We start from the raw sequence: 23,446 nt of genomic DNA, 5'->3' as shown, positions 1-23,446 counted from the left end.
CGTCAGTGTACCACACACACAAGGGGCTCCGACTTGGTCGGAGCCCCTCAATGGGGAGGGTACAGTTCGGAATCAATTTAGGCGAAAACAGCGAGCCATAGTGCGCACGACCCGCCGTCGCGCCGCTACGCCCCCAGGGCGCGGTCGGCGGCGAACTGGCCGGCGCGGCGGCCACCGGTGCAGGCGCGGCCGTGGCTGGCACCCGAGATGGTGATGGGGTAATCGCCGAAGAAGAAGCTGCCCGAGCAGTTGCCGGCGGCCCACAGGCCCTCGATGGGATGGGCATCGGCGTCGATGACCTGCTGGTTCTCGTTGATCTTCAGGCCGCCCATGGTCACCAGCAGCGTGGTGCCGGCATGCACGCCGTAGAAGGGAGGCTCCGTCAGCGAACTTAAGCACTGCCTGCGCTTTCCGAAGTCCTCGTCGACCCCGGCGGCGCACAGCTCGTTGTAGCGCTCGATGGACGCCTTGGCCGTCTCCGCGTCGATGCCCTCCATCTTCGCCAGCAAGCCGTCGATAGTGTCGGCCGAAAGAATAGTGCCCTCTTCGATGAACTGCTGGATCTCCTCGGGGTTGTGCAGAGGCGAGCGGAAGTCTTTGCAGACCACCATGCCCATGGCCGGCCCGTCGATCTCCCACTTGCTGTCCCAGAACACCCACTTCATGTGTCGCGGCTGGGCGTTGTGGGCGCGGCAGACGAAAGCGTAGGGCATGTCCTCGTTGCAGAAGCGCTCGCCCAAGTCATTCAGGTACAGCCACGGCTGACGCGTCAGCGGGATGGAGGGCATGTGCTCCAGGCCTTCCACGCCCTCGTCGAAGTACATGGGGCAGTGGGGCGCCTCGTCGATGGCGCCGCCCACCCAGGCGCCCATGCGAATGCCGTCGCCGGTGTTGTGGGGCGGCGTCGAGATGTTGTGGACGTCCTCGGCGTGGCCGGGGATGAAGGCGTCCATCATCTCCTCGTCGTTGCCGTAGCCGCCGGTGGCCATAACGACCGCCTTCGCGTCGATGCGCGTCACGCCGGCTTTGTCTTCGCAGACGACGCCGGCCACCGCTCCGGCCTCGTCCTGCACGAGCTGCAGTGCCTCGGTGTTGAATCGCACATCGACGCCGAGCTCGCCCGCGTAGGCCGTGAACGCCTTGGCCCAGCCGATGGCGAAGGGGGGCTCGTAGCCAGCCTCGCCGCCTTCGGCGATCAGTTCGTCGGTGGGCACGATCTGAAAGGCATCGGTGGCGTAATGCTCGTACCAAGCGTCGGGAATGACTTGCATTTCCATAGGCATGGGCGCGATAGTGATGCCATGGTTCGTCAGCATGTCGGCCGCCCAATCCAGCGCCTCGGCGGAATGATCGACCCACGCCTTCACCACCCGGTAGTCGCCCCGATGATCACCCCAGCGCAGCACCTCCTGCAGCACATCCTGCTTGCGGTCGCGCAGATCGATGCCGGCCTCCAGCTGCAGCTTGCCGCCGATGGCGCCGTAGTCGATGCCGCGGAACTGGCCCGCGCCTGTCTTCTCCAGAAGCACCACCTTTGCGCCCTTTTCAGCCGCCGAGCACGCCGCCGAGAAGCCGGCTATGCCACCGCCGATGACGACGACGTCGGTTTCTTCGGTGGCATCCACTTCGGTGATGGGCTCGGGCGCGGTCTCCCACGTGTAGCCCTCAGGCTCGGCCGGGCCCGTCTCGGCCATGGTCTTGGGCGCGCAGCCCGCAAGCCCGGCCGCAGCCGCGGCAGCAGTGGCAGCGGCCCCCAATCCCAGGAATCCGCGACGGCTCAATTTCATGTTCTCGGTAGTCATGATGTCCCTCCTTTTCGGTTGGTCGATGGTCCCATCATGGCGCCTCACAGCCACGCCGTCTATCGGCATGAAACGAGTATTCCCACGTCAAAGCCATCGGTAAAAAGTGATGATTGACGAGAAAACCCCTGATGTGACACTATGGCACTGGAGGTGGTGGCCATGTTCGCCCGCTGGTGGGACAACTTTCAGGAAAGCTGCGACATACGCTTGGCCGTTGGCTGCGGATGCGCCGTGGCCTGGGTGCTGCTCGTCGCCATCTCGCCGGTGCTCTCCACCGCGTCCACCTTCATCGGAGCCGGCCTCAGTTGGCGCAGCGGCATCGTCGTCGGCGGTGTGCTCGCCTTTGGGCTGGCGGCCATTGCCTGCCGACGTCCGGGAAAACTCTGCGACGTCGAGAGGCGCAGCCCTTCCGTCCCGCCGCTCGCGATGTCCGCCGTGCTGTCGCCCATAGGCGCTATCTTGCACCAGAGCATCGCCGGAGGCATCTTCGCGGTAGTCGCGGGGCTCTGCGTGGGATGCGGCCTTGCGGGCCTCATTTTGGGATGGGCCGCGCCCTTCTCCGCCGTGCGCCTGCGCAAGCGGGTAGTGGCGACCGTAGCCGCCATGTTCGCCGGCGGGGCGCTCTACCTGATTGTCGTGCTGCTCCCCGCCCCGCTCTCCTTCGCCGTCGCGCTCGCGCTCGCACCCACCTCCCTGTTCCTCGCCATGACCATAGACCGCTTCCCCGCTCCAGGCGATGAGACCGATTCTTTCCCGACAATTGGCGGCACGACCGAAACGGGTGCAGAAAACGGCGGCGGCAAAGCCGAAGCCGATACGATCGCCGCGGCCGAAGCCGAAACCCGACCCTGCTCCAGCGCCGGTCATCCCGACCTCACACGGCTCTTCGGCCCCGAGCTCTCGCTGGCCATCGTTGTCTACGGCGCCCTGTTCGTCCTAGCTGGTCACGTGCTTCCCGAGGTCGAACTCGCATGGATGGCCTCGGTACTGCCGGGAATCGCCAACGTGGGCGCCCTCCTCGTCTCGGAAACCGTGCTCACCCTCTATCTGGTGAAGCGCATCCGCATCGAGAGCCCGCGCACCGCCTACCGCCCCGCCACCGCCCTCGTCGCCGTCGGCTTTTTACTTTTACCCTTCGTGGGCGATGCCGGGGCCATTCCTTGCATGGCCGTCGCCTTCGCGGGCTTCGGCTGCTTCCTCGTGTATCTCTGGATCGTCATGGGGAACATGGCCCAGCGCTGGAGCGCGGCACCCATTCCCACCTGCGCCTTCGGCTTCATGCTGCTGTTTTCCGGCATCGTGCTCGGCGAGCTGGCCGCCTGGACCCTCTACCGCGTCCCCCTCAGCTTCGGCTACCCGGCGGCCGTCAGCATCGTCTCGCTGTTCATGCTCGTCGTGCTTGCGTGGAGCATGGCCGACGGCTCCCGCTACGCCCACGAGACCGCCGCGATGGGCGGCGTGCCCTTCTCTGCCCCAGTTTCATCAAGCGCAGGGACGGATTCCGCTTCCGAAGGCAGAGGCGCCGATGCAGCAGCGCGGCTCTATGCGGCCGCCGAGACCTACGGCCTGTCGCCGCGCGAGGTGGAGGTGACGGCGCTCCTTCTGCGGGGGCGCTCCATCCCCTACATCTGCGACGAGCTGTTCATCGCCAAGAGCACCGCGCAGACCCACGTGCGCCACATCTACGCCAAGATGAACATCACCGGCGGCCGCCAAGAGCTCATCGACCGCATAGAGGGCTCCGACTAGTAACAGTACCGGCCATGCCGTCAGCCAAAAGTGTCAGTCGTACAGAGCAGCCTCTGTCCCAAAAGCCGGAGTATCGAGTTTAAATGTACTGGCCCTTCGTTAAATAGTCGCGAATCATGGGCATGTCGAAATCTACGAAGCCCCTTCGCCGCGCCCCGATGATTTCCTGCTCGATAAGACGCGCACGAATCTTTGTCGCATTGTTTTCGCTGATGCCCATGAGACCAGCTATGTCGGAAACACGGTGGGGTCCCTCGCCTTCCGCCATCGCAGTGAGGAACTCCAGCTCTCTTTCGCTCAAGCTGTTCACCGTCGGCTCAAGCACCATGCGATACATATCATCTCGGGCGAAAGCCACAGCCTGTTCCATGTCTTTGAGAGTAATGACCCCTCTCTCGGGATGCTGCCGCCAAGCATGGTAACCAAGAAGCTGTATGAGGAAGGCGTAACCCTCCGAAGCATCAGCAGCCACCTTGAGCGCATCAACGGCGATTCCTCTTCCAGCGCCCTCCACCGTCTCCTTAATGGCGTAAGAGGTATCGGTTGCGGATATCTGATCCATCGAGTGCTTGAACGCCCTGCGGAGAAACGAGGTCGCGTCCACATCGATGAGTGTTGAGACGTTGTGCGGGAGCCCGGCCAAAAGCAGTGCGACGTCCCGACGCTCGCGGACGAAATGCTGGAACGAATCAATGAGAACTGAAAGTTCATCGGATTGCGCCGACACTTCATCGACGGTTATGAGAAGGCCCGTGTCTTTCTCATTGAGTTCGCCGATGGCCTTCGTCATATCCGCACGCCATGTAGAAGGCGCCTCCTCCTTGGTTCGCGTGAACCCCACGCCATGGACATGTATTTCCGAGAGCCATGAGTATGTTTCAGGAGTAAGAAGGTGAGATGCCTTTTGGCGAAGCTGAACGATTATCTCCGAGAGCATTCCGTATCGGTCGGTTACATTGACGCTGACCCACCCCCGCATTTCGGCCCGCTCGGCAACGGCCGTGAGAAGCACCGTCTTGCCCGTTCCGCGAGCGCCCACGAAAATAGTTGCCCTGTTGGGGTCGCCCGGCGCGTTGTCCAGTCCCTCAAGGATGTCCGTGATGAGCGTATCGCGCCCTGCAAGTTCGGGAGGCACGCACCCGAAAGTTGGAGTGAACGGATTGTGTGCCAGCTTCACCATAGCTTGCTCCATTTCACGATCTTTCACTTTATTTCACAAGTTTTCACTTTGTTTCACAATATTTCACTTAGGCACTATATCGTATGGAGAGTAGCTTTCGCAACCACACGCGTTGGCCCATAGGACGAAAACTCGAAGGCTTCCACCATAACCGCGCACCTCCACGTCGCATGTTCGCGGCCCTGCCATCTCAGCCCTCGGTGACGCTGGCGCTGCCGGAAAGCGAGATGGGGTCGCCCAGAAACGTCGGGGGCGGCTGCACGATCGCTGTGAAGAAGTCCTTGTTTCGGGCCAGCACTTCGCGCAGCTCGCGGGCCTCCTGCCCGGCGTAGGGACGCAGATCGGCGGACACTCCGTAGGCGTCCAGCCCGAGACGTTCCGCCACGTAGAGCGCACGGTACAGATGGTATTTCTGGGAAACGATCACGATGCGCTTCGCCCCGAACACATCGCGCGCCCGGTACATGCTCTCGTAGGTGGAAAAGCCCGCATGGTCCATGAACACGTCGTCCGCCGGAAGTCCCGCCTGCACGGCCATCTCCCGCATGGCGTTCACCTCGTCGTAGTCGGCCCGGCCGTGGTCGCCGCTCATCAGCAGCTTCGGCGACGTGCCGTTCTCGTACAGCGCGACGCCCTGGGCGATGCGGTCCGCCAGCATGTCACTCGGACACCCGTCGGGATGCACCCCGCATCCGAGCACCAGCACGCAATCAACGTTGCCGAGGACGGCCGCCTCATCGGCCGTCACGATGCGCGGACCCGCCGTCGTCTGCACATGGGCGTCTATCGCGAAGACCGCCACCGCGCCGAGAATGGCGAGCACCAGAACTCCCAGCCCGATTCGCTTAAGCCACGTGTCCACGTCTCACCTTCCTTTGCCATCTGGGACGAATATACCGCGTCCGTACGACAAGAGGAATCGAGTTAAGGAAAACATAAGTGGCATTCAAAACCTTTTTAAAGCCGGCTGAGAAGATCTCCGCCCCCCAGAAGGCGCGCACCGCGAAAGAATCGCCTGCTCGGCCCGTCAGCATAGTGGACTGTTAGTGCACGAAATCGACGGTTATGAGCGCCCTGGACGCAAGAGAAATCAGCAGAACTAGCGGCATTCGATAAAACCGAGCGACTGCCACCCCCCTTGACGCTCATAAACGGCAATCTCGTGCAGAAATCGGCACCTTCGCCGACCGGAGGGCAAAAGAGGACAGCTCTTCGGACTATTTCGGAAATGCAAAATTGCCAGCCAGAACGCTTGCGCTAACGTCAGCGCTGCTCGTCGTAGAACTTGTCGACCAAACCTTGTTTGCTACTGACGCCAAGCTTTCGGTACAAGTTGGTGCGATAGGTTTTAATCGTGTTCGGGGAAAGACACAGCTCGTCGGCAATAGCATTCAGCGTATAGCCTTTGATCAGAAAGCCCAGCACCTCGACCTCCCTCTCTGCGAGATGATACGCCTGAGCAAACCCCTCGATGTCCGAAGAGCCCGACATCTCCGTCTTTCGCCCCTTGGGAGGAAGAACCATACGAATGACAATGAGCAACGAGCAGATAACCAAGAGCGAGGCCGCAACGAGGCCATTGGCCACACCCGTCGAACTGAGAAAATGGGCCAGCGGAAGGCCAGCGGTAAGGGAGGAGTACATCACGACCACGTACAGCAGCGACAGGCGAAGAGAGCTGAAGCCCGCCAACGTCCCATTCTTGTTGCAGAACACGACGAACAGAAGCATGAACAGCAGCCAGAAAATCGTCATGGAAGCTATTTGCGCAATGCGCGAATGCGACCAATCGAACACGAGAATAACCCCAATCAGTGCGCTCACGAGCCCCACGATGAAGAAATAGGCAGCAACGTCATCGGCTACGACTTTCGCCTTAAGCGCAACGAGCACGAACAGCATAGCCCCTGCGACGACCGTGCTTATGCCCCATTCGGAAAGCTGGGGAAGCGTCACAGTAACCATCTGCATAGCAAGAGCGAGAAGGGCGACAAGAACCAGTGATGGTAACTTTGCCTCTGCGAATCCGCGCGTAACGACTTCTCTTCGTGCCCCAGCATCTGACCAATAACGCGAGAGCAAAACCAGGGACGCTACCGTGAGGCAGCCAAAAGCAAAGGGGACAAGCGGAGCATCCGCCATTCCCAATAAGTCAATGGCTCCATAGGCGCCCCCGGTAACCAGGAGCGCCCCGGCTCCCGCCTTAAGCAGCGAGAGGCCTGACCAACCGCCACAAAAGACAATCCAGCAAGCGAAGCCTATCCCATAGCGAATGCCGATAAGCAACGACGCGGCGCCCAGTTCCAGCCAATGGAAGTCGGCGATCCCTAAGCGCATCCCGCAAAGCACGGCATCGAGCACCGCCATCACTGCACAGACGATCCAGACACCCCGCAGACTATTAAGGCGCCACCCCAACAGGGAAAGTGAAAGCAGAGAGAGCACGAGGGCAACGTGCCAAGCCACGACAAACGCGATTCCAAGAGAAGAATACTGCTCCGCACCCGTCCAGTATGCCAAGCGCCCGATAAGGAAATTCCAAAGCAGCAGCGATCCCAAGGCCAAAGCAGAGAGCAGCAACGGGACGAGATCCTTCCCCGCCTCCATACATCTATCACCCGCCTTTTCTTAGATCGAGATGCGCCGTCACTCCGGCTGAAACTTACCCCCAACGCCTACTCACGGCACGGTCCATCATAGCCGAAAAACCCTCGACACTCCCCCGCAAAGATAAGCCCGGAAGCCCTAAACCCTTCGTTTCACCCCTTTTGTACCTATTGCAAACGGCACGTTCCACCGTTTTGAGCGTACCGAACTTCCCTTCCGACGCCCTACCATGCATCCCGCGTCGTCTGCGAACAAGACGGCACAAACAACATTACAGGCTCGTGAAAGGAGACCCGCATGAAGGAGAGGGATATGGTGCATCCGACTGATCGAGAGCTTTCCAGAAGGTCATTTCTTAAAGGGACGGTGCTTGCAGGAGCAGGCGTAGGAGCCATGGGCGCTCTTGCGGCCTGCGCCCCGTCTGGCGCGAAAGACGATCTCGCCAGCACGGGCGTTGCTGCCGATTCTGTGACATGGGACAAAGAGACCGACATCGTCGTGGTAGGTTTTGGAGGCGCCGGCTCGGCAGCCGCCATCGAGGCGCGCAAGGCCGGTGCCGAAGTCGTCATCCTTGAGGCATCCAGCGTTGGCGGCGGCTCTACCGCTCTCAACGGTGGTCTCATCTACTTGGGCGGAACCCCTTTGCAGAAGGAGCACGGCATCGAGGACAGCGCCGAGAACTTCCTCAACTACATGATGCAGATGGCCGGCCCCTCCGCCAACGTCGACGCCCTGAAGCTTATCGCCGAGCAATCCGAGGACATTTACAACTGGTGCCTCGAGCAAGGCATCGACTTCTCTGGAGAAGTCCTTGAGGCCCACCTCCCCGATGGCGAAGAGGGCATCTGCTTGGGCTATACGGGCAACGAGCTCTCTCGCGAAGCGCAGAAAGTGGCCACGCCGGCTCCTCGCGGTCATGTGGCCCAGCCCGAGGCGACCGGCATGGGATTCTTCCGTCCCCTGAAGGCGGCTGTTGAAGGCTCCGGCGCCGAAGTTCTGTACGAGGCCGTTGCCACCAGCCTGATCACCGATGAGAACGGTCGAGTCATCGGCGTTTGCGCCGACTACGACGGAGGATCCAAGAACGTCAAGGCGAACAAGGCGGTCATCCTGGCGGGAGGCGGCTTTACGTCCAACGAGGAAAAGGTGCGCGACCACCTTCCCTACAAGGCCAATCCCGGCTGGCCCGTCACCAACCCCAACGAAGACGGCAGCTGCATCCAGATGGCCCAGAAGATCGGCGCCGATCTCAAGGGCATGTCGGAAACCCAGATCGGCTTCTCCGTGTACACGATCAACGACCGTGCCTGCGAAGGCATCCTGGTCGATGAAAACGGGCTGCGCTTTACCGCCGAAGACGAGTACGGTGCCTTCATTGGCAAGCGCATCGTCCAGCGAGGCGAGCACGCCTACCTCATCGTTGGCAATAATCTGAAGTCCATCATGGACGAAGCCGAGCAGACGCCCGTCGCCGAGGGCGCGACGATTCAAGAGCTCGCAGCCGCGATCAGCGTTGACGCCGATTCTCTCGCCCACACCGTCGCCACGTACAACGACATGGCCGAGGGCGGCATCGACTTCCAGTTCGGAAAGGAACCGAAGCACGTCGTCGCTCTGAACGAAGCACCCTTCTACGCCTACGATGCAAGCGCCGAGAACACGTACTATATGACCCAAGGTGGCTTGCGCGTCGATCTTGACCTTCACGTGATCGACTCCGAGGGAGCCGTTATCCCGGGCCTTTACGCTGCGGGCCTTTGCAGCAACTTGATTTTCGGCCAGTACTTCGGCAGCGGCTCCTCGATGCTTTGGTGCTTTTTCTCGGGCCGTGCCGCAGGTACGAACGCCGCAGCCGAGTAGGCTCCCGTATCATTTCCCGGCGCCTCAAACGCGCCTTTCCCCAACGCCGCCGCAGCCTCCCCTCCCCGCTGCGGCGGCTTCTCTTCGTCTCGCGCGATCCCCTATTTTGACAGCCTTATTCCGCCAGTCGCTTGAAGCGCACGGTTTGCTGTTTCATGGATATCTTGCCCACTTCCCAGCCATGGGGCAGGAGCTCTTTCTTATAGTTGAGGAACGAATGATCCAAAGGAACGCCGGCGATGGCGCCGATCTCGTCGAAGGTGAGTACCAGCTCGTCGCCTTCTTGCTCTTCCACGTATTCCCACAGTTTGTCGTACTTGCTCATGGCGATCTCTTTCCTTGGCTTTTGTCGCTTTCGTCGCCCCAGTCTAGCACGGGTGCCGCGGCCGAATCCCATTCGTAGTCATCCCGCAACCACTGCACGGACACCGCCTTTCGCGGGCTCCACGGAGCATTGCGGGGGCAACGCGCAACGTTGAGCGAAATAGTTGTTGATCGACGCCGCGTCAGGGCGTATAGTGACCGAGTCAATATTTCTGTGAGGCCTTCGGGATGCACGAAGCGCTCGCGCGATGAGGCAAAGCGGCCTGCCCGCAGCGCCGAGGCAACGCAAGCGCAGCATAAGCAAACCGGGGGCGGAGAAAACTCTGGAGAACTCTTAAGTGAGTGCCGAAGGTGCAAGGCGTGCGCGCGGACGACCTCCGCAGGCAAGCTGAATCTCTCAGGCAAACGGACAGAGCGATGACGCGACTTCTTCGGCCGCCCACGCATGAGTTCCCCCGAGTCTTCTCGCGAGAAGAAGGGAATGCCGTGGAAGAGGCGCTACTTGGTATCGTTACCACCATCAACAACTACCTGTCCAACTACATCCTGATCATCCTGCTGCTCGGCATGGGCATCTGGTTCACCGTGCGCACCAAGGCGATCCAGTTCCGTTGCTTCGGCGAAGGCTGGCGCCGCGTGTTCGGCAACTTCAGCCTGCGCGGCGGCAACCAGGGCGGCGGCATGACGTCGTTCCAAGCGCTGTCCACCGCTATCGCGGCCCAGGTGGGCACGGGCAACATCGTGGGCGCGTGCGGCGCCATCATCGTGGGCGGCCCGGGCGCCATCTTCTGGATGTGGATCATCGCCCTGCTCGGCATGGCCACCAACTACGCCGAGGCGGTCATGGCCCAGAAGACCCGCGTAGTCGACGAGGACGGCACCGTGCACGGCGGCCCGGTCTACTACATCACCACGGCCTTCAAGGGCAACGGGGGCAAGTTCCTCGCCGGGTTCTTCGCCGTGGCCATCATTCTGGCGCTCGGCTTCATGGGCTGCATGGTGCAGTCGAACTCCATCGCCGAGACCATGAACACCGCCTTCGGCATCCCCACCTGGGTCATGGGGCTTATCGTGGTCATTCTGGCTGGCACCGTGTTCATCGGCGGCGTGTCCCGTCTGGCCGCCGTCACCGAGAAGATCGTGCCCGTCATGGCCATCCTCTACGTGCTCGGGTCGCTTGTCGTGCTCATCATGAACGCCGCCAACATCCCGGCCACCTTCGCGCTCATCTTCCAGTGCGCCTTCAACCCCGACGCCACCGTGGGCGGTGCCACTTTCGGTATCATCGCCGCCATCAGCCAGGGCGCCAAGCGCGGCCTGTTCTCCAACGAGGCCGGCATGGGCTCCACCCCGCACGCCCACGCGCTAGCCGAGGTGAAGGATCCGCACGAGCAGGGCGTCGTGGCCATGATCGGTGTGTTCGTGGACACCATCATCGTCGTCACCATGACCGCGCTCGTGGTGCTGTCGGTGCTCTACGTGGGCGACGGTACGCTGGCCACCGGCGACTACGCGACGCTCACCGCCGAGACCATCACCAAGACCAACATCGCCCAGCTGGCCTTCGGGCAGTTCTTCGGCGCGAACGTGGGCGCGTGGTTCGTGGCCATCTGCCTTTTGTTCTTCGCCTTCTCCACCATCCTCTCGTGGAACCTGTTCGCTAAGCTGAACGTGGAGTGGCTCTTCGGAAAGCGCGCCGTGCTGCCCTTCACCATCATCGCGCTCGTGTTCATCTTCATGGGGTCGCTTCTGTCCAACGACCTGGTGTGGGAGCTCGCCGACATGTTCAACCAGCTGATGGTCATCCCCAACGCCATCGCGCTGTTCGCGCTGTCCGGCGCGGTGCTCGCCATCGCCAACGCCAAGCACGACAAGCGCGCGCTGGACGCGGCCGAGGAGCGCCTGGAAGACCAGGAGCGCGCCGCCATGAACGCCCTCGTAGAGGAGGACAAGCGCAAGTAGCGCTTCGATCGCAACAAAACATACCCGTACAGGGGCGGCTTTCGGGCCGCCCCTTTCAATTTGGAACGCGGCCACCTGATCTGCAAGGGGAGGCACTCGCGGTTCAGGACTTCAGATTCGGAACATCGCGAAGCCGGGCAACCCATGGCGCCCGCACAACTACAGCGCCGAGTTCCTCGCCCAGGAACCCGTGACGTCCGAGAGGCACATAACATGCAGGATTTTGCGTTTTTGCGACTTGGGGAATCACTGCGGGGCAACCGATGTCGCGAAAACGCAAAATACCGCACTCCACAAGACGTCGATGTCGCGAAAACGCAAAATCCTGCATGGAACCCGTTGCTCACCCTCCCCTTGAGGCACCGTCCTCCCCCAGAAGCTCGCCCTTCCCCGTAAGGTGGAACAGACGCGCGGGCAGCCTCGGCTAGAGCGCTCCTGTTGGCGGTGGCGCCGAGGAAGCATGAGGTCGTACCTAGCATCCTGAAAGGCGTCAGTACGTTTTGGCAACCTCAGGAGGGCAAATCGAAGCAAGCAGCAAAACCAGCAATGATGATCTCCAAGTTGCGATTAAAGGCATCTTCGTCATAAAGGCCCGCGATCATGCGAGCCATTCTTTGACGGTCGCCGCTTTCTCCGTCAGCCACCGGAACGTTGCCGCTGTAATGCTCATTCACATACATTTCCTGCAGCTGAAAACCCGTCAGGAACGAATGCATGAGCGACAAGAAATACTCGGGCATATGGGCCGGCAGCGTATCGCTCTCATGAGTGGCAAAAACCGATCGGGTGAATTCCAGCGACGGCGACTCAAACTGGGGAGTCATGACGAACAGCATGAAAGCTTTGGGGTGCGCCAGCGCCATAGAGCGGTTCGCATGGGCCACGCGGCGCAACGACTGCTGCCATGTTTCTCCCGTTACCGGCTCGATTTTGTTCTCGGCAAGCATTTCGCCGAGCGCCGCTTTCATGAGGGCGTCCTTGCTGCCGAAGCGATTGGCGATGGTCATAGTGGGAACACCGGTCACCGCGCTCAACTTGCGGAACGAGAAGGCCTCCACCCCCTCTTCATCGATGAGGGCGAGAGCCGCACGGGCCAACTCGTCATTGGTGAGCACGGTTCGGGGAGCGCTGTTCTTTGCACGGGACATGGGCCGCCTTTCTCTGGTCGGGTAAATTATACCCCTTGACAAGTTGGTACACCGTACCATATGATGATGCCATCATTTGGTACGGTGTACCAACAACTTCAGGGAAGGAGCGGATCATGGATCTATCACGTCGTTCGTTTTTCGCGGGAGCACTCTGCGCCGGAGGGGCGGCGTTGGCGGGACTCGCCGGCTGCGCGCCGTCTTCAACGGAGGCATCGGCAGATCAGGGCACTTTGGCCGGCACCGGCGCAAATCAAGAGGCTCCAACTCACAACCCCATTTCGACGGAGCAGGCCGATGTCGTAATTGTAGGCTCGGGAACAGCGGGCACCGTGGCAGCCTGTCGCGCTGCCGAGCTGGGGCTTTCCGTCATTTGCCTCGAGAAGAACAGCGGCTTGGGAGGCACTTCGGCCGTAGCAGAGGGCTTTTGCGGCATCGGGTCGAAAGCCCAGGCGGCCCAGAACATCACCGTCGATCCGAATGCAGTCGTGGCCGACACGCTCGCCTATCACCATTACGGATGCCTGGGACCGGTGGTGCGCGCTTTCGCCGACAACAGCGGCGCCACCATCGATTGGCTCGAGGATCATGGGACTGCCTGGGCCTCCATCGCGGCCCTCGGCGATTCTTACCAAGTATGGCATCTTCCAGCCGACGAAAGCGGCATGCCCACTCATGTTGGCGACGTACTTTCCGTCATTCAGCCGGCCGCGGAGGAGCTCGGCGTGCAGTTCCGCATTTCAACCCCCTTCACCGGGCTGCGCGTAGAGGACGGATGCGTTACGGGCGTTTACGCCGAGGGTTCCGACGGAGAGATTCTCATCGAAAGCCGAGCCGTTATTCTGGCAAGCGGCGGCTACGCGAACAATCAGGGGATGTTCGAGAAGTTCACAGGTCGCCCCTATGCAAACGTGCACGTATGGGGCATGGAGGGCCGCGACGGCGACGGCATCGCCCATGCCGTCGCTGAGGCGGGAGCCGACACCCATCACCCCGAAGCCGTCATGTGGCACACGGGCATGCTGGACGGCACGAGCGCGTTCTCGGATATTCCCAACTACATCGTGACCATGCAACCCACCATGCGCGTGAACGAGGCGGGCATCCGTTACTTCAATGAGGCCGCCACCAGCGATTTCACCGCTGTGGGCAATGTGCTGACCACCAATGCGGCCAATTTCGCCATTTTCGACGACGCGTTCATCGACCATATCGAGACCGCAGGTCCCTGGATGCCCATGCCGAACCTCGGCGCCTTTGCGGGACAGCCCTATGCGTGTCGCGAGGGTCTGCTCACATGCGAGGGACTTGTGCAGGCCGACAGCATCGAGGAACTGGCACGTGCCCTCGGGCTGGACAGCGCCACGCTCGCCGCAACGGTAGAGCGCTTCAACGGATTCTGCGCCGCAGGCGCTGATGAGGATTACGGGCTGCCTGCGAATATGCTGCTGCCCGTATCCACCCCGCCCTTCTACGGCGCCCGCATCACGCCGACGCTCTTTACCACCGTGGGCGGCTTGCGCGTAAACGACCGCATGCAAGTAATGGGCACCGACGGCTCCCCCATTGAAGGGCTGTTCGCTGCCGGCGGCGACGCGGCAGGACTGTACGGCGCCAACTACGATGTAGATGTGTGCTCCGGTTCTCAACAGGGCTGGGCGGCCACTTCGGGGCGTTTGGCAGCGGAAGCAGCTGCCGCCCAAAAGTAAGCGTTTCGGCGCACACTGAGCGGACGGGGGTATTTCTCATGCACGGGGCGGTCTTCGGGCCGCCTCTTCTGCTTTTACCGCGCGAACGCTCGAACCGTGAAAGGGCGCCAATGCAGCCAAAGCATCGCGAAGCCAAATGCTCCCGTCGAACAACAACCGGACGCCCGAGAGCCACATAGCGTGCAATATTTCGCGTTTTTGCGACTCTGGACGTCACTGCGGGGGTAATTGGTGTCGCAAAAACGCGAAATACCGCACTTGGCAGGATGGCGATATCGCAAAAACGCAAAATCTTGCACGAAACCCGCTAGTCCGCCTCCCCGAGAAGCTCTGCGAGGCGCTCGCGGGTAAGTCCGGCGAGCGCCTCGCCGTTTGTTGCGGCGATCACGGAATCGGCCAGGTCGCGCTTGGCCTCCTGAAGGGCCACGATGCGCTCCTCGATGGTGCCCTTGGCCACCACTTTGTACACGTCCACCTCGCGGCTCTGCCCGATGCGATGGGCGCGGTCGGTCGCCTGATCGGTGGCGGCGGCGTTCCACCACGGGTCGGCATGCACCACCACCGAGGCACCGGTGAGGTTGAGCCCCGTGCCGCCGGCCTTCAGCGACACGAGGAACACCGGCGTCTCATCGTCGTTGAACTGGTTCACCAGCCGCACACGCTCGCGCTTGGGCGTAGCGCCCGTTATAGTGAAGTGCGCGATACCACGGCGATCGAGTTCGGCGGAAAGCACGTCCAGATAACTCGTGAACTGCGAGAATACGAGCACCTTGCGCCCAGCTTCCATTGCCTCGTCCACCAATTCCATGATGGCGCCCAGCTTCTCGGCGCCGCCCTTGTAGTTCTCGAACACGAGCGAGGGATCCAGCGCGATCTGGCGTAGGCGCGTCAGCTCAGCCAGCACCTCGACAGCACTCTTCTCGGCATCGGGAATATGCCCGCGACGATTGGCCCGCGAGGCGTTCTGACGCTTCTGGACGTTCAAATCCTCGCGCAAGCGTTGCTCGGCGCCGTCGTAGAGCCGCCGCTGCTCGCGGGAAAGGGGCACATAGCGGATACCCTCGAACTTGGCGGGCAAATCGGTGAGCACGTCGGCTTTGCGGCGACGCAGCACAAACGGCTCGATGAGCGCGCGCAGCCGCGCGGCCGCCTCTTCGTCCTCGCCGATAATGCCCAGCTCGTAGCGCTCGCGGAACCGCTCGTAGCTGCCGAGGAACCCGGGCATGAGGAAGTCGAAGATGCTCCAGAGCTCCGAGAGGCGGTTCTCCACCGGCGTACCCGTGAGCGCGAACCGCAAACGGGAGCGCAGGCGCTTCACGGCGCGGGTGGTCTTGGTGGCGTGGTTCTTGATGTACTGGGCCTCGTCGAGCACCACCATGCCCCAATCGATGCGGGCGAGCTGCGCGCCATCGATGCGCACGCGATCGTAGGAGGCCACGACCACGCAGGGCTCGCCGCTCGCACGGGCCAGCAGCGCCTCGCGGTGCGCGCGAGATCCCTCCAGAGCGATCACCGACACATCGGGAGCGAAGCGGGCGAACTCGTCGGCCCAGTTGAACACGAGGGAGGCGGGGCAGACCACGAGCACGGGGCCGGCCAGCCGCTCGGCGTCACGCAAGCTCTTCACCAGGGCTATCATCTGCAACGTCTTGCCGAGACCCATCTCATCGGCCAGGATGCCGCCGAAACCGAGCGATGCCAGACGCGCCAGCCAGCGGAAGCCCTCCACCTGGTAGGGCCGCAACGTACCCGCAAGGGAAGCGGGCGCCTCCGCAGGCGCGGGCGACCCGTCCAGACAACGCAGGTAGTCTTCGAAGGCGCGGTCGCGCACGGCATCGCCATACTCCCGATCTAGGTAGAACGCCTGATAGGTTGGCAGCTCGGCACCACCGTCCAGCAACGCGTCGGCCGACACGCCCAAATCGCGCATCATATCGCCGAGTGCCGCCACATCCCCCTCTCCCAGAGCGGCGATGCGCCCGTCGCTCAGGCGATGGAAGCGCCTGCGGCGCCGATAAGCGGAAAGCATCGCTCGCAGCTCGTCGGCGGAAAGGTCGCTCTCGCGCACATCCATCTGGATGAGGTTCGCGCGCAGGGAAAGACCCAGCGACACCCGCGGCGGCCGTTCCATGATGAGGCGGTCGAAGGCGGGCGTGGTGAACACCTCGCCGACGGCCCGAAATTGCGCCAGGCCGCCATAGAGCAGCTCGCCGGCCAGCTCGGTCTGGCGCAGGGGCAGCGTGCACGAGCCATCGAAGAACTGCGCGGCCACGGCCACGCCCGCATCCTCCAGGTCCTGATCGCGGAAGGCCTGGCTCGAGGCCGGCCGCAACTCCGGCTCCTCAGCAGAATCGGCAGGGCTTTCCAACACCACTTCCCGCTCGCCGTAAAAGGCCTTCGCCGTGAGGCGGATGAGCGCAGCCTCCTTCTTACCCGTCACGTCGAAGTAGAAGGCGAGCGTACCAGCCACCGGGCGCAGCGCCTCCCACGCCTCGGGCAGATCCACCGCAAGCGTCTCCTCCAGCACGGGCAGCGCGCGCCGGCAGAATGCCTCGGCATCGCGCTCAGCCACAAAGGCCGCCCGACCCGCGTCGAGTTCCGCATCCCGCAGAAACGAGAAAGCGCGCGCATCGGCACCTGTCGTCCGCGCAGCTATGCCGTCGGCCAGCACGAAGGCCACTTCGAGCCCGCGCACCACCAGCACCTCCTTGGAAAGACGCAGGTCGTAACCGCCTTCGGAGGGAAGGAACTCAAGAGATGCAGTGGGGATGTCCTCCGCGATGGTCCACGGCGTCGGAGCCGGAGCGGCAGCGCCGCCATCGCTTCGCTCAAGGATGAACGAGGCGCGCTCCCCCATGGCATCGAGCATATCGGCCAGCTCCGCCTCTCGCAGGCGCACCTCGCGCTTCCCGGCGGCGGCTCGGAACGTGGAGCCGCCGAACAAGCGCTCATCGGGAAACACCTCGGCCAGCGTGCGGGCCACGGCGCGGGAAGGCCCGTCGAAGGCCTCGAGCCGATGGGCAAAGGCGAGCTTCTTCCCGTAGGAGAAGTACTCCCCACGCTGCACGCGATGGGCTAAGGCCTCAAGGTCGCGCACCACGTAAGTGCCCTGCGGGCCTTCCGCATCGAGCCGCAGCGACCAGAGACGCCCGTCGAAGGCAAGGTGCGGCGTCAAATGAACACTGCCGGGCGCCACGCCCAAGACGGGCAATCCCGCTCCGCGCGATGCTGCGCCTGCAGGCGCCGTCGCGCCTTGGGCGAGGCAGCGGGCCAGCGCCTCACTCGTCGTGCGCTGGCTGCGAGACGCCGCGCGATTCGCCCCAACGTCGCGAAAGCTGCGGGGCTGGGTGAAGTAGGTCGTTACCAGGGCCACGCAGTGCTTGCACAGCCCGTCGAAGCGGGCAATGGCGGGGCAGGTGCATTCGTAATCGACGATGCGCGACTCGAAGTCGCCGAACATCACCGACGTCTCAAAGTAATCGGCAATGCCCGACGCTGAGGCGACCTGGGCCGAGATGATCGTCGTATCGTCATCGCGCCGTACGGTGCGATCCGCAACCGCCTTTGCGCTGGCCGCCAGCCCTACGCCCCGCGACACCGCCCGCGGATCGGCGTAATCGGCCAACTTGATACCGCCCAGACCCACCGCGCCTCCTTTCAATTGCCGAATGCGAACACTTGAGGTTACCACAACTTGTCTGTTCGCAGTGCGGGGTAAGCGCAAGGCCTTGCGACTCCCTAAGGCATGTCGGTAACCTCGAAAAACTTGCCGGATTCTCTGCTTGCAACTTACTCGGGTAGCAGCTCTGAGTATGATGGACGCGACACGAAGAACGCGAAACCGCATCCGCCGCCCCATCCCGAGGAGGACTCATGGGCCTTTTCGCCTCACCCTGTACCAGTACCGGCACTACCACGCATTCGCATCGCCAGCGCAGGCGCTTCGCCGCACTCGCCCTCGCCGCCCTCTTAACCATGAGCGCCCTCGCCCTGGTCGGCTGCGCATCAAACCATCCCATCACGAAATCCGGCGAGCAATGCGCCTCCTGCCATAGCGACGGCCGCGCCGCCGTGGAGGGCACGGGCTCCGCCAGCGCCACGGAAACGGGCCTCACCTTCGCCGTGGAAAGCGGCGCCGACGAAGTCTACCTCTGCACCGCCGCTGTGGCTGAGGACGGCACCGTCGTTCCCTCCCGCGACCGCACGCTGTCCGCCGACGAGCTCGGCGCCGTCACCGTGAACCGTCCGGGCCTCTACGCCCTGTGCACCGGCGATGTCGCCTCCCCCTCGGCCACCGTTCTCGTAAGCGCCACCGAATCCGGCCCCACTGACACCGTCGTGAAGCTGTAGACCAGTCCTGCGCAAATTCGCGTCGCACCCTGCGCCTTTCCCTATTCACCGCAAATTCTGCGGCGAATAGCTTGCCAATCGCCGCACGAACGCGAAAACCAGCCCCTACTCCCCCGCGAAGGCGCCGGTTTGGCGGTTCCAGAGGCGGGCGTAGTCGCCGCCCTTCGCCACGAGCTCGGCATGGGGGCCGTCCTCCACGATACGTCCCTGGGACAGCACGACGATGCGGTCGAGGCTCGCCACGGTGGAGAGGCGGTGGGCCACCACGATGGCGGTGCGGCCCTCCATAAGGCGCGCAAGGGCCTCCTGCACGGCGGCCTCACTCTCCGAATCGAGCGCACTCGTGGCCTCATCCAGCACGAGGATGGGGCAGTCGGCCAGCATGGCGCGGGCGATGGCGATACGCTGGCGCTGACCGCCCGACAGCTTGATGCCGCGCTCACCGGTGATGGTGTCGAACCCCTGGGGCAAATCCTCGATGAACTCGAGCGCGTTGGCCGCCCGGGCCGCCTCGCGAATCTCCTCTATCGTGGCGTCGGGCCGCCCGTAGGCGATGTTCTCGGCGATGGAGCGGTGGAACAGCAGCGCCTCCTGGGGCACATAGGCGATCTGCCGGCGCAACGACTGCTGGGTCACGTCGGCCACGTTCTGGCCGTCCACCAAAATCTCGCCCTCCTGGATGTCGGCCAGGCGCAGCAGAAGCTTCGTGAGCGTCGTCTTCCCCGCACCGGACATGCCGACAAGGCCCACACGCTGTCCCGCAGGAATCTGAAGGTTGAAATCGCGGAACACCTGGGTCTTCACATCGCCGTCGGTGTACCAGAAGTTGATGTCCTTGAAGTTGATGTCGCCCAGTTCCACATCGAGCGGTTGCGCGCCGGGCTTGTCGGCCACCAGGCGCGGCTCATCGAGCACCGCCGTCATGCCGCTCGCGTCGCCGAAGGCCTGGTTGATGCGCTGCAGGCCCGTGTTGATGAAGTTGAACTGGTTCGTCACCGTGTTCGTGTAGGTGAACATGAGGATGACCGTGCCCGGCGTGATGCCGAACCAGGCGTTGCCGCCGGAGATGAACACCGTCACCACGGACATGATGACCACGGTGATGGCCGCCGTGGTGATGCCACGGGCAAGCGAGGCCCGCATGCGCTTCGAATCGCGCGCCACCACCTCGCGATTCGCCGTGTCGAACAGCCGCCGCTCGTAGTCCTCGCGCCCGTAGGTCTTCACGGCCAGGATGTTCGTGACCGCATCCGACAGTTCGCCGGACAGCTGGTTCTGGGCGCTGGCGGCCTTTTCATTCAGATGCAGGATGCGCTTGTACATGAGGTAGCTGATGACTGCGTACACCGCGAGCATCGCCATGAGCACCGCCGCATAGGCCGGCACCACCGGAAACAAGATGAGGCAGGTGAAGGTGATGGAGCAGAGGATCGGCAAAAACGGGAAGTTCATGGTCTGCAGAAGCTGGGTGTAACCGGCCATGAATTTCGAGGTCTGGCTGACGAGCGTGCCACCGAAGCGGTTGGAATGGAACGACAGCGACTGGTTGCACAAACAATCGAAGGCCATGGTGGCCAAATCGTAGTTCACGGCGATCTGCAGCTTCCACAACGTGTAGTCCTGAAGCTTGCTGCAGGTCTGTCCCGCCAGATTGATGCCGATGAGCGCGGCGATGTAGGGGCCGAACACGTCGAACACGGCCTCGGGAGCCACCGGGTCGGCGCTGATGCGATCGACGATGAGGCTCATCACGTAGGGGTTGCCGTAGGTGAGAAAGCCGCAGAACCCGATCGTCGAGGCGACGAGCGCCACGAACAAGCCCAGGTGATTGCGCGTCGCCAGCCAGTAGTAGTGCAAACTACGCATCGTAAGCGATTGCTTCTTCGACATCGATCCTCTCTTCTCTTCTTGCGGCTCCCCGAGGGCGGGCTGCGGGGTACCGCTCAGTCGCTCAAACAGTCCTCGCTGGTATCGAAGGCGTTAGGGCTATTTACTCCCTCTTATTTACTGCCTTCGATACCATCTGCGGAACTCGCTTGGTGAGCGGCACCCCGCATCCCGCTTCGCTCAACCTTGGTTGAGCAGTTCCGTCAGTTCGCCGTTGGACAGGATGGTGAGGTGGCGGGTGGCGCGGCTGATGGTGGTGTAGAGGCGACGCCGGGCGATGTCGCTGTTCGGGAAGGCTCGGGCCGAGGCGTCGGGGATGATGACGCGGTCGAACTCGAGCCCCTTCGCCAGCTTCAGCGGCACCACGACGATCCCCGTTTCCGGCAGGCTGTCGCCCTCGCCGAGCACGGTGACGCCGTCCAGCGTCTTTGCGAGGCGTTTGGCGTCGTTCTTCCAGGGGACGATCACCGCCGTTAAGCCGCCGGCGTCGCACGCGACGCGCACTGCTTCCACCAACGCGGCCTTCCACTCGTCGGCGTTCTCGCACACCACAATCTCCGGAGCCGGCGCCTCGCGCTGCACCGAGGCAACCTCCATGGCCTCGCCCGCGGGCAGAAGCCGCGCGAACAGGTCGGTGATGGCCGGCGTGGAGCGGTAGCTCGTCATGAGGCGGCACTGCGACACAGAACCGCGCATCTCCTCGAACACCGCGCGCATCTCGTCCCACGTGGCCGTGCCCTCGAAGATGGCCTGGTTCGGATCGCCCAGAAGCAGGAAGTGCGCCCGACGGAAGTAGCGGGCAAGCACCGCCAGCTGGCCCTGGGAGTAGTCCTGGGCCTCGTCGATCATGACGTAGCGCGCCTCGGGGTTGCCAAGACCGGTCAGCGCCATCTTCAGGTAGACCCACTCCACCGAGGTCAGCCCCTCGCGGCCGAGCAGGCGCGCGGCCACGCGATCGACATCCAGCCACTCCATGGCCTCCATGGCGCGCAGGGCATCGGTGTGCTTCTCTTCCAAATACACGAGGGCCAGCGTGCGGGCCTCCTCGTCGCTTTGGGGATCGAAGACCTCGCCGAACAGGCGCAGTTGCTCGTCCACGGGAAGCGAGGCGATCTCGTCGTGGGTGTCCTCCTGAGCCGCCAGCGACTTCAACCGCGCCGTCAGGCGAACGGACAGCTCTTCGGCCATGAGCGTCGCCCGGTGCGGCCCGGCAGGCAGGTTCGCGAACTTCGCCGACACCTTCTCCACCGCATCCCCGCCGAGCAGGCGCACGCCGGCGCTCGTGATGTCGCGGAAGTCGCTGCGTGCGAACTCGAAGGAGGCCACCGCCGCATCAATGGCCCGCAGGCGCTCAAGCGATACGTCGCTCTCGCCCACGCCGCGCCCGGCGGGAAGCAGCGGCGAGAGGAACTCCTCCCAGGTGAGAATCTCCGGGTTGCGCTCGCCGAGGTCGGGCAGCACGCGGTCGATGTAGCGGCCGAAGACCGGATTTGGCGAGATGAGGAAGACCTGGGTCGGATCCAGGGCGCCGCGATGCTGGTAGAACAGATACGCGATGCGCTGCATGAACACCGAGGTCTTGCCCGAGCCGGCGATGCCCGCCACTTGAAGCACCGGCACGTCCTCGTGGCGCACGACGGCGTTCTGCTCGCGCTGGATGGTAGCAGTGATGGCCTGCATATGGGCCGAGCGCCCGCGGGAAAGCGACGCGAGCAGCAGCTTGTCCTCGATGGCCACATCCGAATCGAAGTAGGTGATGAGACGGTCCTCTTCTATTTCGAACTGGCGGCGCAGCTGCAAGTCCACGTGGATGGTGCGCCCATCGGCCACATAGGAGGTGGGGCCCATGGTCTGGTTGTAGTACACCTCGGCCACGGGGCTTCGCCAGTCCACGACCAGGCGCCGATAGTTCTCGTCCGAGATGCCCGCCGAGCCGATGTAGAGCTCTTTGGCCGGCGCCCCTTCCTTGAACTGCAGCGCGATCTTCGCGAAGTAGGGCTCGCGCAGGAGCACTTCCACGGCTCGCAGGCGCTCGGCCTGCACGGAGTTGGCCATGTCGTGGGCCTCGATGATGTTGTTCATGGCCACGATGTCGGCATGGGTCTCCAGGATGTCATCCCAGGTGGCGAAGTTCACGGCCAGCTCCTCGGCCATGGACTTCTTGTCCTCGGCGGCATCACGCGCCACGGCCTCCATGGCGGCTATCGCATCGCGGCCGATCTTCTCCAGCTTGCCGTAGGTCTCGCTCAGGTGCGCCTGTTCGGCGGCGAAGACGAGATCCGCGGCCTCCTGCCCGGTCGCGGCCGAGGGGCGACCAAGGTCGCCCCCTACGGAAGGGGCGCCGGCGCTCTGTTGCCCTTCCCTAGACAAGGATGCCCTCGCAGTGGTCGATCATGTGCTGCACGGCCTGGGCGGCGTTGCCCTCGAGCTTCTTCTTGCGCTCCACAAGCTCGCCGTCGACCAGCACCTCGTAGCTCACGCGCACCCAGTCGTAGCGCGTGACGGCCGTCGGCTCCTCGCGCGAGAGGCATGCCTCCACAGCGGTGTAGGGTTTCAGCTTCTGGGTGACGCGCGGGTTGTACATGACCTGCGGGCGGCCGGCCTCGTTCAGATAGGCGACAATGCGCTTTGTCTCGCCGATCTGGTTGGCGGCCAGGCACACGGCCTCGTCGCTGGCAAGCAGCGTCTCCACCAAATCGTCGGCGATGGCGGCGTCGGCGGCCGTGGCGGCATCGCAGGGCTTCGACAGGATTTCCTCGTCGGTGATAATCTCTCTGATCACAGGGGCTCCTTCGGGTTTGCGACGGCACGGGCCGCCGCGCTCGTGAAAAATGCGACTAAAGAGTATACACCACCGACGGCGCT

15 protein-coding genes and 1 riboswitch are annotated in these 23,446 nt (G+C 63.1%); of the genes, 5 read left to right on the top strand and 10 right to left on the bottom strand.

Translation table 11 applies throughout. The features are described 5' to 3' along the window. Window positions 1-125 precede the first annotated feature (125 nt). Complete coding sequence (locus NE591_RS08330) at window positions 126-1,802, bottom strand: FAD-dependent oxidoreductase (RefSeq protein ID WP_173112109.1); 1,677 nt, start codon at window positions 1,800-1,802, stop codon at window positions 126-128. Between the two features lie 141 nt (window positions 1,803-1,943). Between NE591_RS08330 and NE591_RS08325 the strand changes: the two genes are divergently transcribed. Next, window positions 1,944-3,554: a helix-turn-helix transcriptional regulator gene (locus tag NE591_RS08325; protein WP_114539561.1), complete on the top strand. Its 1,611-nt coding sequence runs from the start codon at window positions 1,944-1,946 to the stop codon at window positions 3,552-3,554. 79 nt (window positions 3,555-3,633) lie between these two features. Here the strand turns inward: NE591_RS08325 and NE591_RS08320 are convergent, their stop codons facing one another. The 3 genes from NE591_RS08320 to NE591_RS08310 all read right to left on the bottom strand — a co-directional run bounded on the left by NE591_RS08320 (window position 3,634) and on the right by NE591_RS08310 (window position 7,341). Beyond that, window positions 3,634-4,734, bottom strand: a complete 1,101-nt coding sequence (locus NE591_RS08320) for an AAA family ATPase (RefSeq protein WP_173112107.1) — start codon at window positions 4,732-4,734, stop codon at window positions 3,634-3,636. Between the two features lie 190 nt (window positions 4,735-4,924). After that, the gene (locus tag NE591_RS08315; protein ID WP_114539559.1) at window positions 4,925-5,596 is read right to left on the bottom strand and encodes a vancomycin high temperature exclusion protein; all 672 of its coding nucleotides are present in this window, start codon (window positions 5,594-5,596) and stop codon (window positions 4,925-4,927) included. 401 nt (window positions 5,597-5,997) lie between these two features. Next, window positions 5,998-7,341, bottom strand: a complete 1,344-nt coding sequence (locus tag NE591_RS08310; RefSeq protein ID WP_173112104.1) for a helix-turn-helix transcriptional regulator — start codon at window positions 7,339-7,341, stop codon at window positions 5,998-6,000. 297 nt (window positions 7,342-7,638) lie between these two features. On the opposite strand from NE591_RS08310, the gene NE591_RS08305 reads away from it, so the two are divergent. Continuing rightward, on the top strand, window positions 7,639-9,201 hold the full coding sequence (locus NE591_RS08305; RefSeq protein WP_114539557.1) for an FAD-dependent oxidoreductase: 1,563 nt from the start codon (window positions 7,639-7,641) through the stop codon (window positions 9,199-9,201). A gap of 115 nt (window positions 9,202-9,316) precedes the next feature. Here NE591_RS08305 and NE591_RS08300 read toward each other — a convergent pair whose 3' ends face one another. Further along, the gene (locus NE591_RS08300) at window positions 9,317-9,526 is read right to left on the bottom strand and encodes a hypothetical protein (protein ID WP_114539556.1); all 210 of its coding nucleotides are present in this window, start codon (window positions 9,524-9,526) and stop codon (window positions 9,317-9,319) included. A gap of 312 nt (window positions 9,527-9,838) precedes the next feature. Further along, window positions 9,839-9,948, top strand: a riboswitch (glycine riboswitch). Window positions 9,949-10,011: 63 nt separating this feature from the next. Here NE591_RS08300 and NE591_RS08295 point away from each other — a divergent pair. Further along, entirely contained in the window at window positions 10,012-11,487 is a 1,476-nt protein-coding gene (locus NE591_RS08295) for a sodium:alanine symporter family protein (protein ID WP_231699584.1), read from the top strand. 509 nt (window positions 11,488-11,996) lie between these two features. Here the strand turns inward: NE591_RS08295 and NE591_RS08290 are convergent. After that, window positions 11,997-12,635 carry a TetR/AcrR family transcriptional regulator gene (locus tag NE591_RS08290; protein WP_256156570.1) on the bottom strand — a complete coding sequence of 213 codons (639 nt, stop codon included), beginning with the start codon at window positions 12,633-12,635 and terminating at the stop codon, window positions 11,997-11,999. A 116-nt stretch (window positions 12,636-12,751) separates the two neighbouring features. Here NE591_RS08290 and NE591_RS08285 point away from each other — a divergent pair, with 116 nt between their 5' ends. Next, window positions 12,752-14,344, top strand: coding sequence for an FAD-dependent oxidoreductase (locus tag NE591_RS08285; RefSeq protein ID WP_173112094.1), 1,593 nt, complete (start codon window positions 12,752-12,754; stop codon window positions 14,342-14,344). A gap of 307 nt (window positions 14,345-14,651) precedes the next feature. Here the strand turns inward: NE591_RS08285 and NE591_RS08280 are convergent, their stop codons facing one another. Next, window positions 14,652-17,990, bottom strand: a complete 3,339-nt coding sequence (locus NE591_RS08280) for a DEAD/DEAH box helicase (RefSeq protein WP_173112091.1) — start codon at window positions 17,988-17,990, stop codon at window positions 14,652-14,654. A gap of 227 nt (window positions 17,991-18,217) precedes the next feature. Here NE591_RS08280 and NE591_RS08275 point away from each other — a divergent pair, with 227 nt between their 5' ends. Beyond that, window positions 18,218-18,694 (top strand): hypothetical protein, encoded by a 477-nt coding sequence (locus NE591_RS08275; protein WP_173112087.1) that lies wholly within the window; start codon window positions 18,218-18,220, stop codon window positions 18,692-18,694. Between the two features lie 105 nt (window positions 18,695-18,799). Here NE591_RS08275 and NE591_RS08270 read toward each other — a convergent pair whose 3' ends face one another. The 3 genes from NE591_RS08270 to NE591_RS08260 all read right to left on the bottom strand — a co-directional run bounded on the left by NE591_RS08270 (window position 18,800) and on the right by NE591_RS08260 (window position 23,363). Then, window positions 18,800-20,584 (bottom strand): ABC transporter ATP-binding protein, encoded by a 1,785-nt coding sequence (locus NE591_RS08270; protein WP_173112084.1) that lies wholly within the window; start codon window positions 20,582-20,584, stop codon window positions 18,800-18,802. Between the two features lie 177 nt (window positions 20,585-20,761). Further along, window positions 20,762-22,951 carry a UvrD-helicase domain-containing protein gene (locus NE591_RS08265; RefSeq protein WP_173112081.1) on the bottom strand — a complete coding sequence of 730 codons (2,190 nt, stop codon included), beginning with the start codon at window positions 22,949-22,951 and terminating at the stop codon, window positions 20,762-20,764. Beyond that, the gene (locus NE591_RS08260) at window positions 22,944-23,363 is read right to left on the bottom strand and encodes a peptide deformylase (RefSeq protein ID WP_114539548.1); all 420 of its coding nucleotides are present in this window, start codon (window positions 23,361-23,363) and stop codon (window positions 22,944-22,946) included. The genes NE591_RS08265 and NE591_RS08260 overlap by 8 nt, the downstream gene beginning before the upstream one ends. Window positions 23,364-23,446: the final 83 nt, after the last annotated feature.

This window comes from Adlercreutzia sp. DFI.6.23, from assembly GCF_024462535.1.
Classification (GTDB): domain Bacteria; phylum Actinomycetota; class Coriobacteriia; order Coriobacteriales; family Eggerthellaceae; genus Adlercreutzia; species Adlercreutzia rubneri.
This window is presented reverse-complemented; position numbering and strand designations above follow the sequence as displayed.

Excerpts from the sequence above, each read along its gene's own strand:
- NE591_RS08290 (WP_256156570.1), bottom strand. The coding sequence starts at position 12,635 with ATGTCCCGTGCAAAGAACAGCGCTCCCCGAACCGTGCTCACCAATGAC.
- NE591_RS08300 (WP_114539556.1), bottom strand. The coding sequence starts at position 9,526 with ATGAGCAAGTACGACAAACTGTGGGAATACGTGGAAGAGCAAGAAGGC.
- NE591_RS08320 (WP_173112107.1), bottom strand. The coding sequence starts at position 4,734 with ATGGTGAAGCTGGCACACAATCCGTTCACTCCAACTTTCGGGTGCGTG.
- NE591_RS08270 (WP_173112084.1), bottom strand. The coding sequence starts at position 20,584 with ATGTCGAAGAAGCAATCGCTTACGATGCGTAGTTTGCACTACTACTGG.
- NE591_RS08325 (WP_114539561.1), top strand. The coding sequence starts at position 1,944 with ATGGCACTGGAGGTGGTGGCCATGTTCGCCCGCTGGTGGGACAACTTT.
- NE591_RS08305 (WP_114539557.1), top strand. The coding sequence starts at position 7,639 with ATGAAGGAGAGGGATATGGTGCATCCGACTGATCGAGAGCTTTCCAGA.
- NE591_RS08330 (WP_173112109.1), bottom strand. The coding sequence starts at position 1,802 with ATGACTACCGAGAACATGAAATTGAGCCGTCGCGGATTCCTGGGATTG.
- NE591_RS08310 (WP_173112104.1), bottom strand. The coding sequence starts at position 7,341 with ATGGAGGCGGGGAAGGATCTCGTCCCGTTGCTGCTCTCTGCTTTGGCC.
- NE591_RS08275 (WP_173112087.1), top strand. The coding sequence starts at position 18,218 with ATGGGCCTTTTCGCCTCACCCTGTACCAGTACCGGCACTACCACGCAT.
- NE591_RS08285 (WP_173112094.1), top strand. The coding sequence starts at position 12,752 with ATGGATCTATCACGTCGTTCGTTTTTCGCGGGAGCACTCTGCGCCGGA.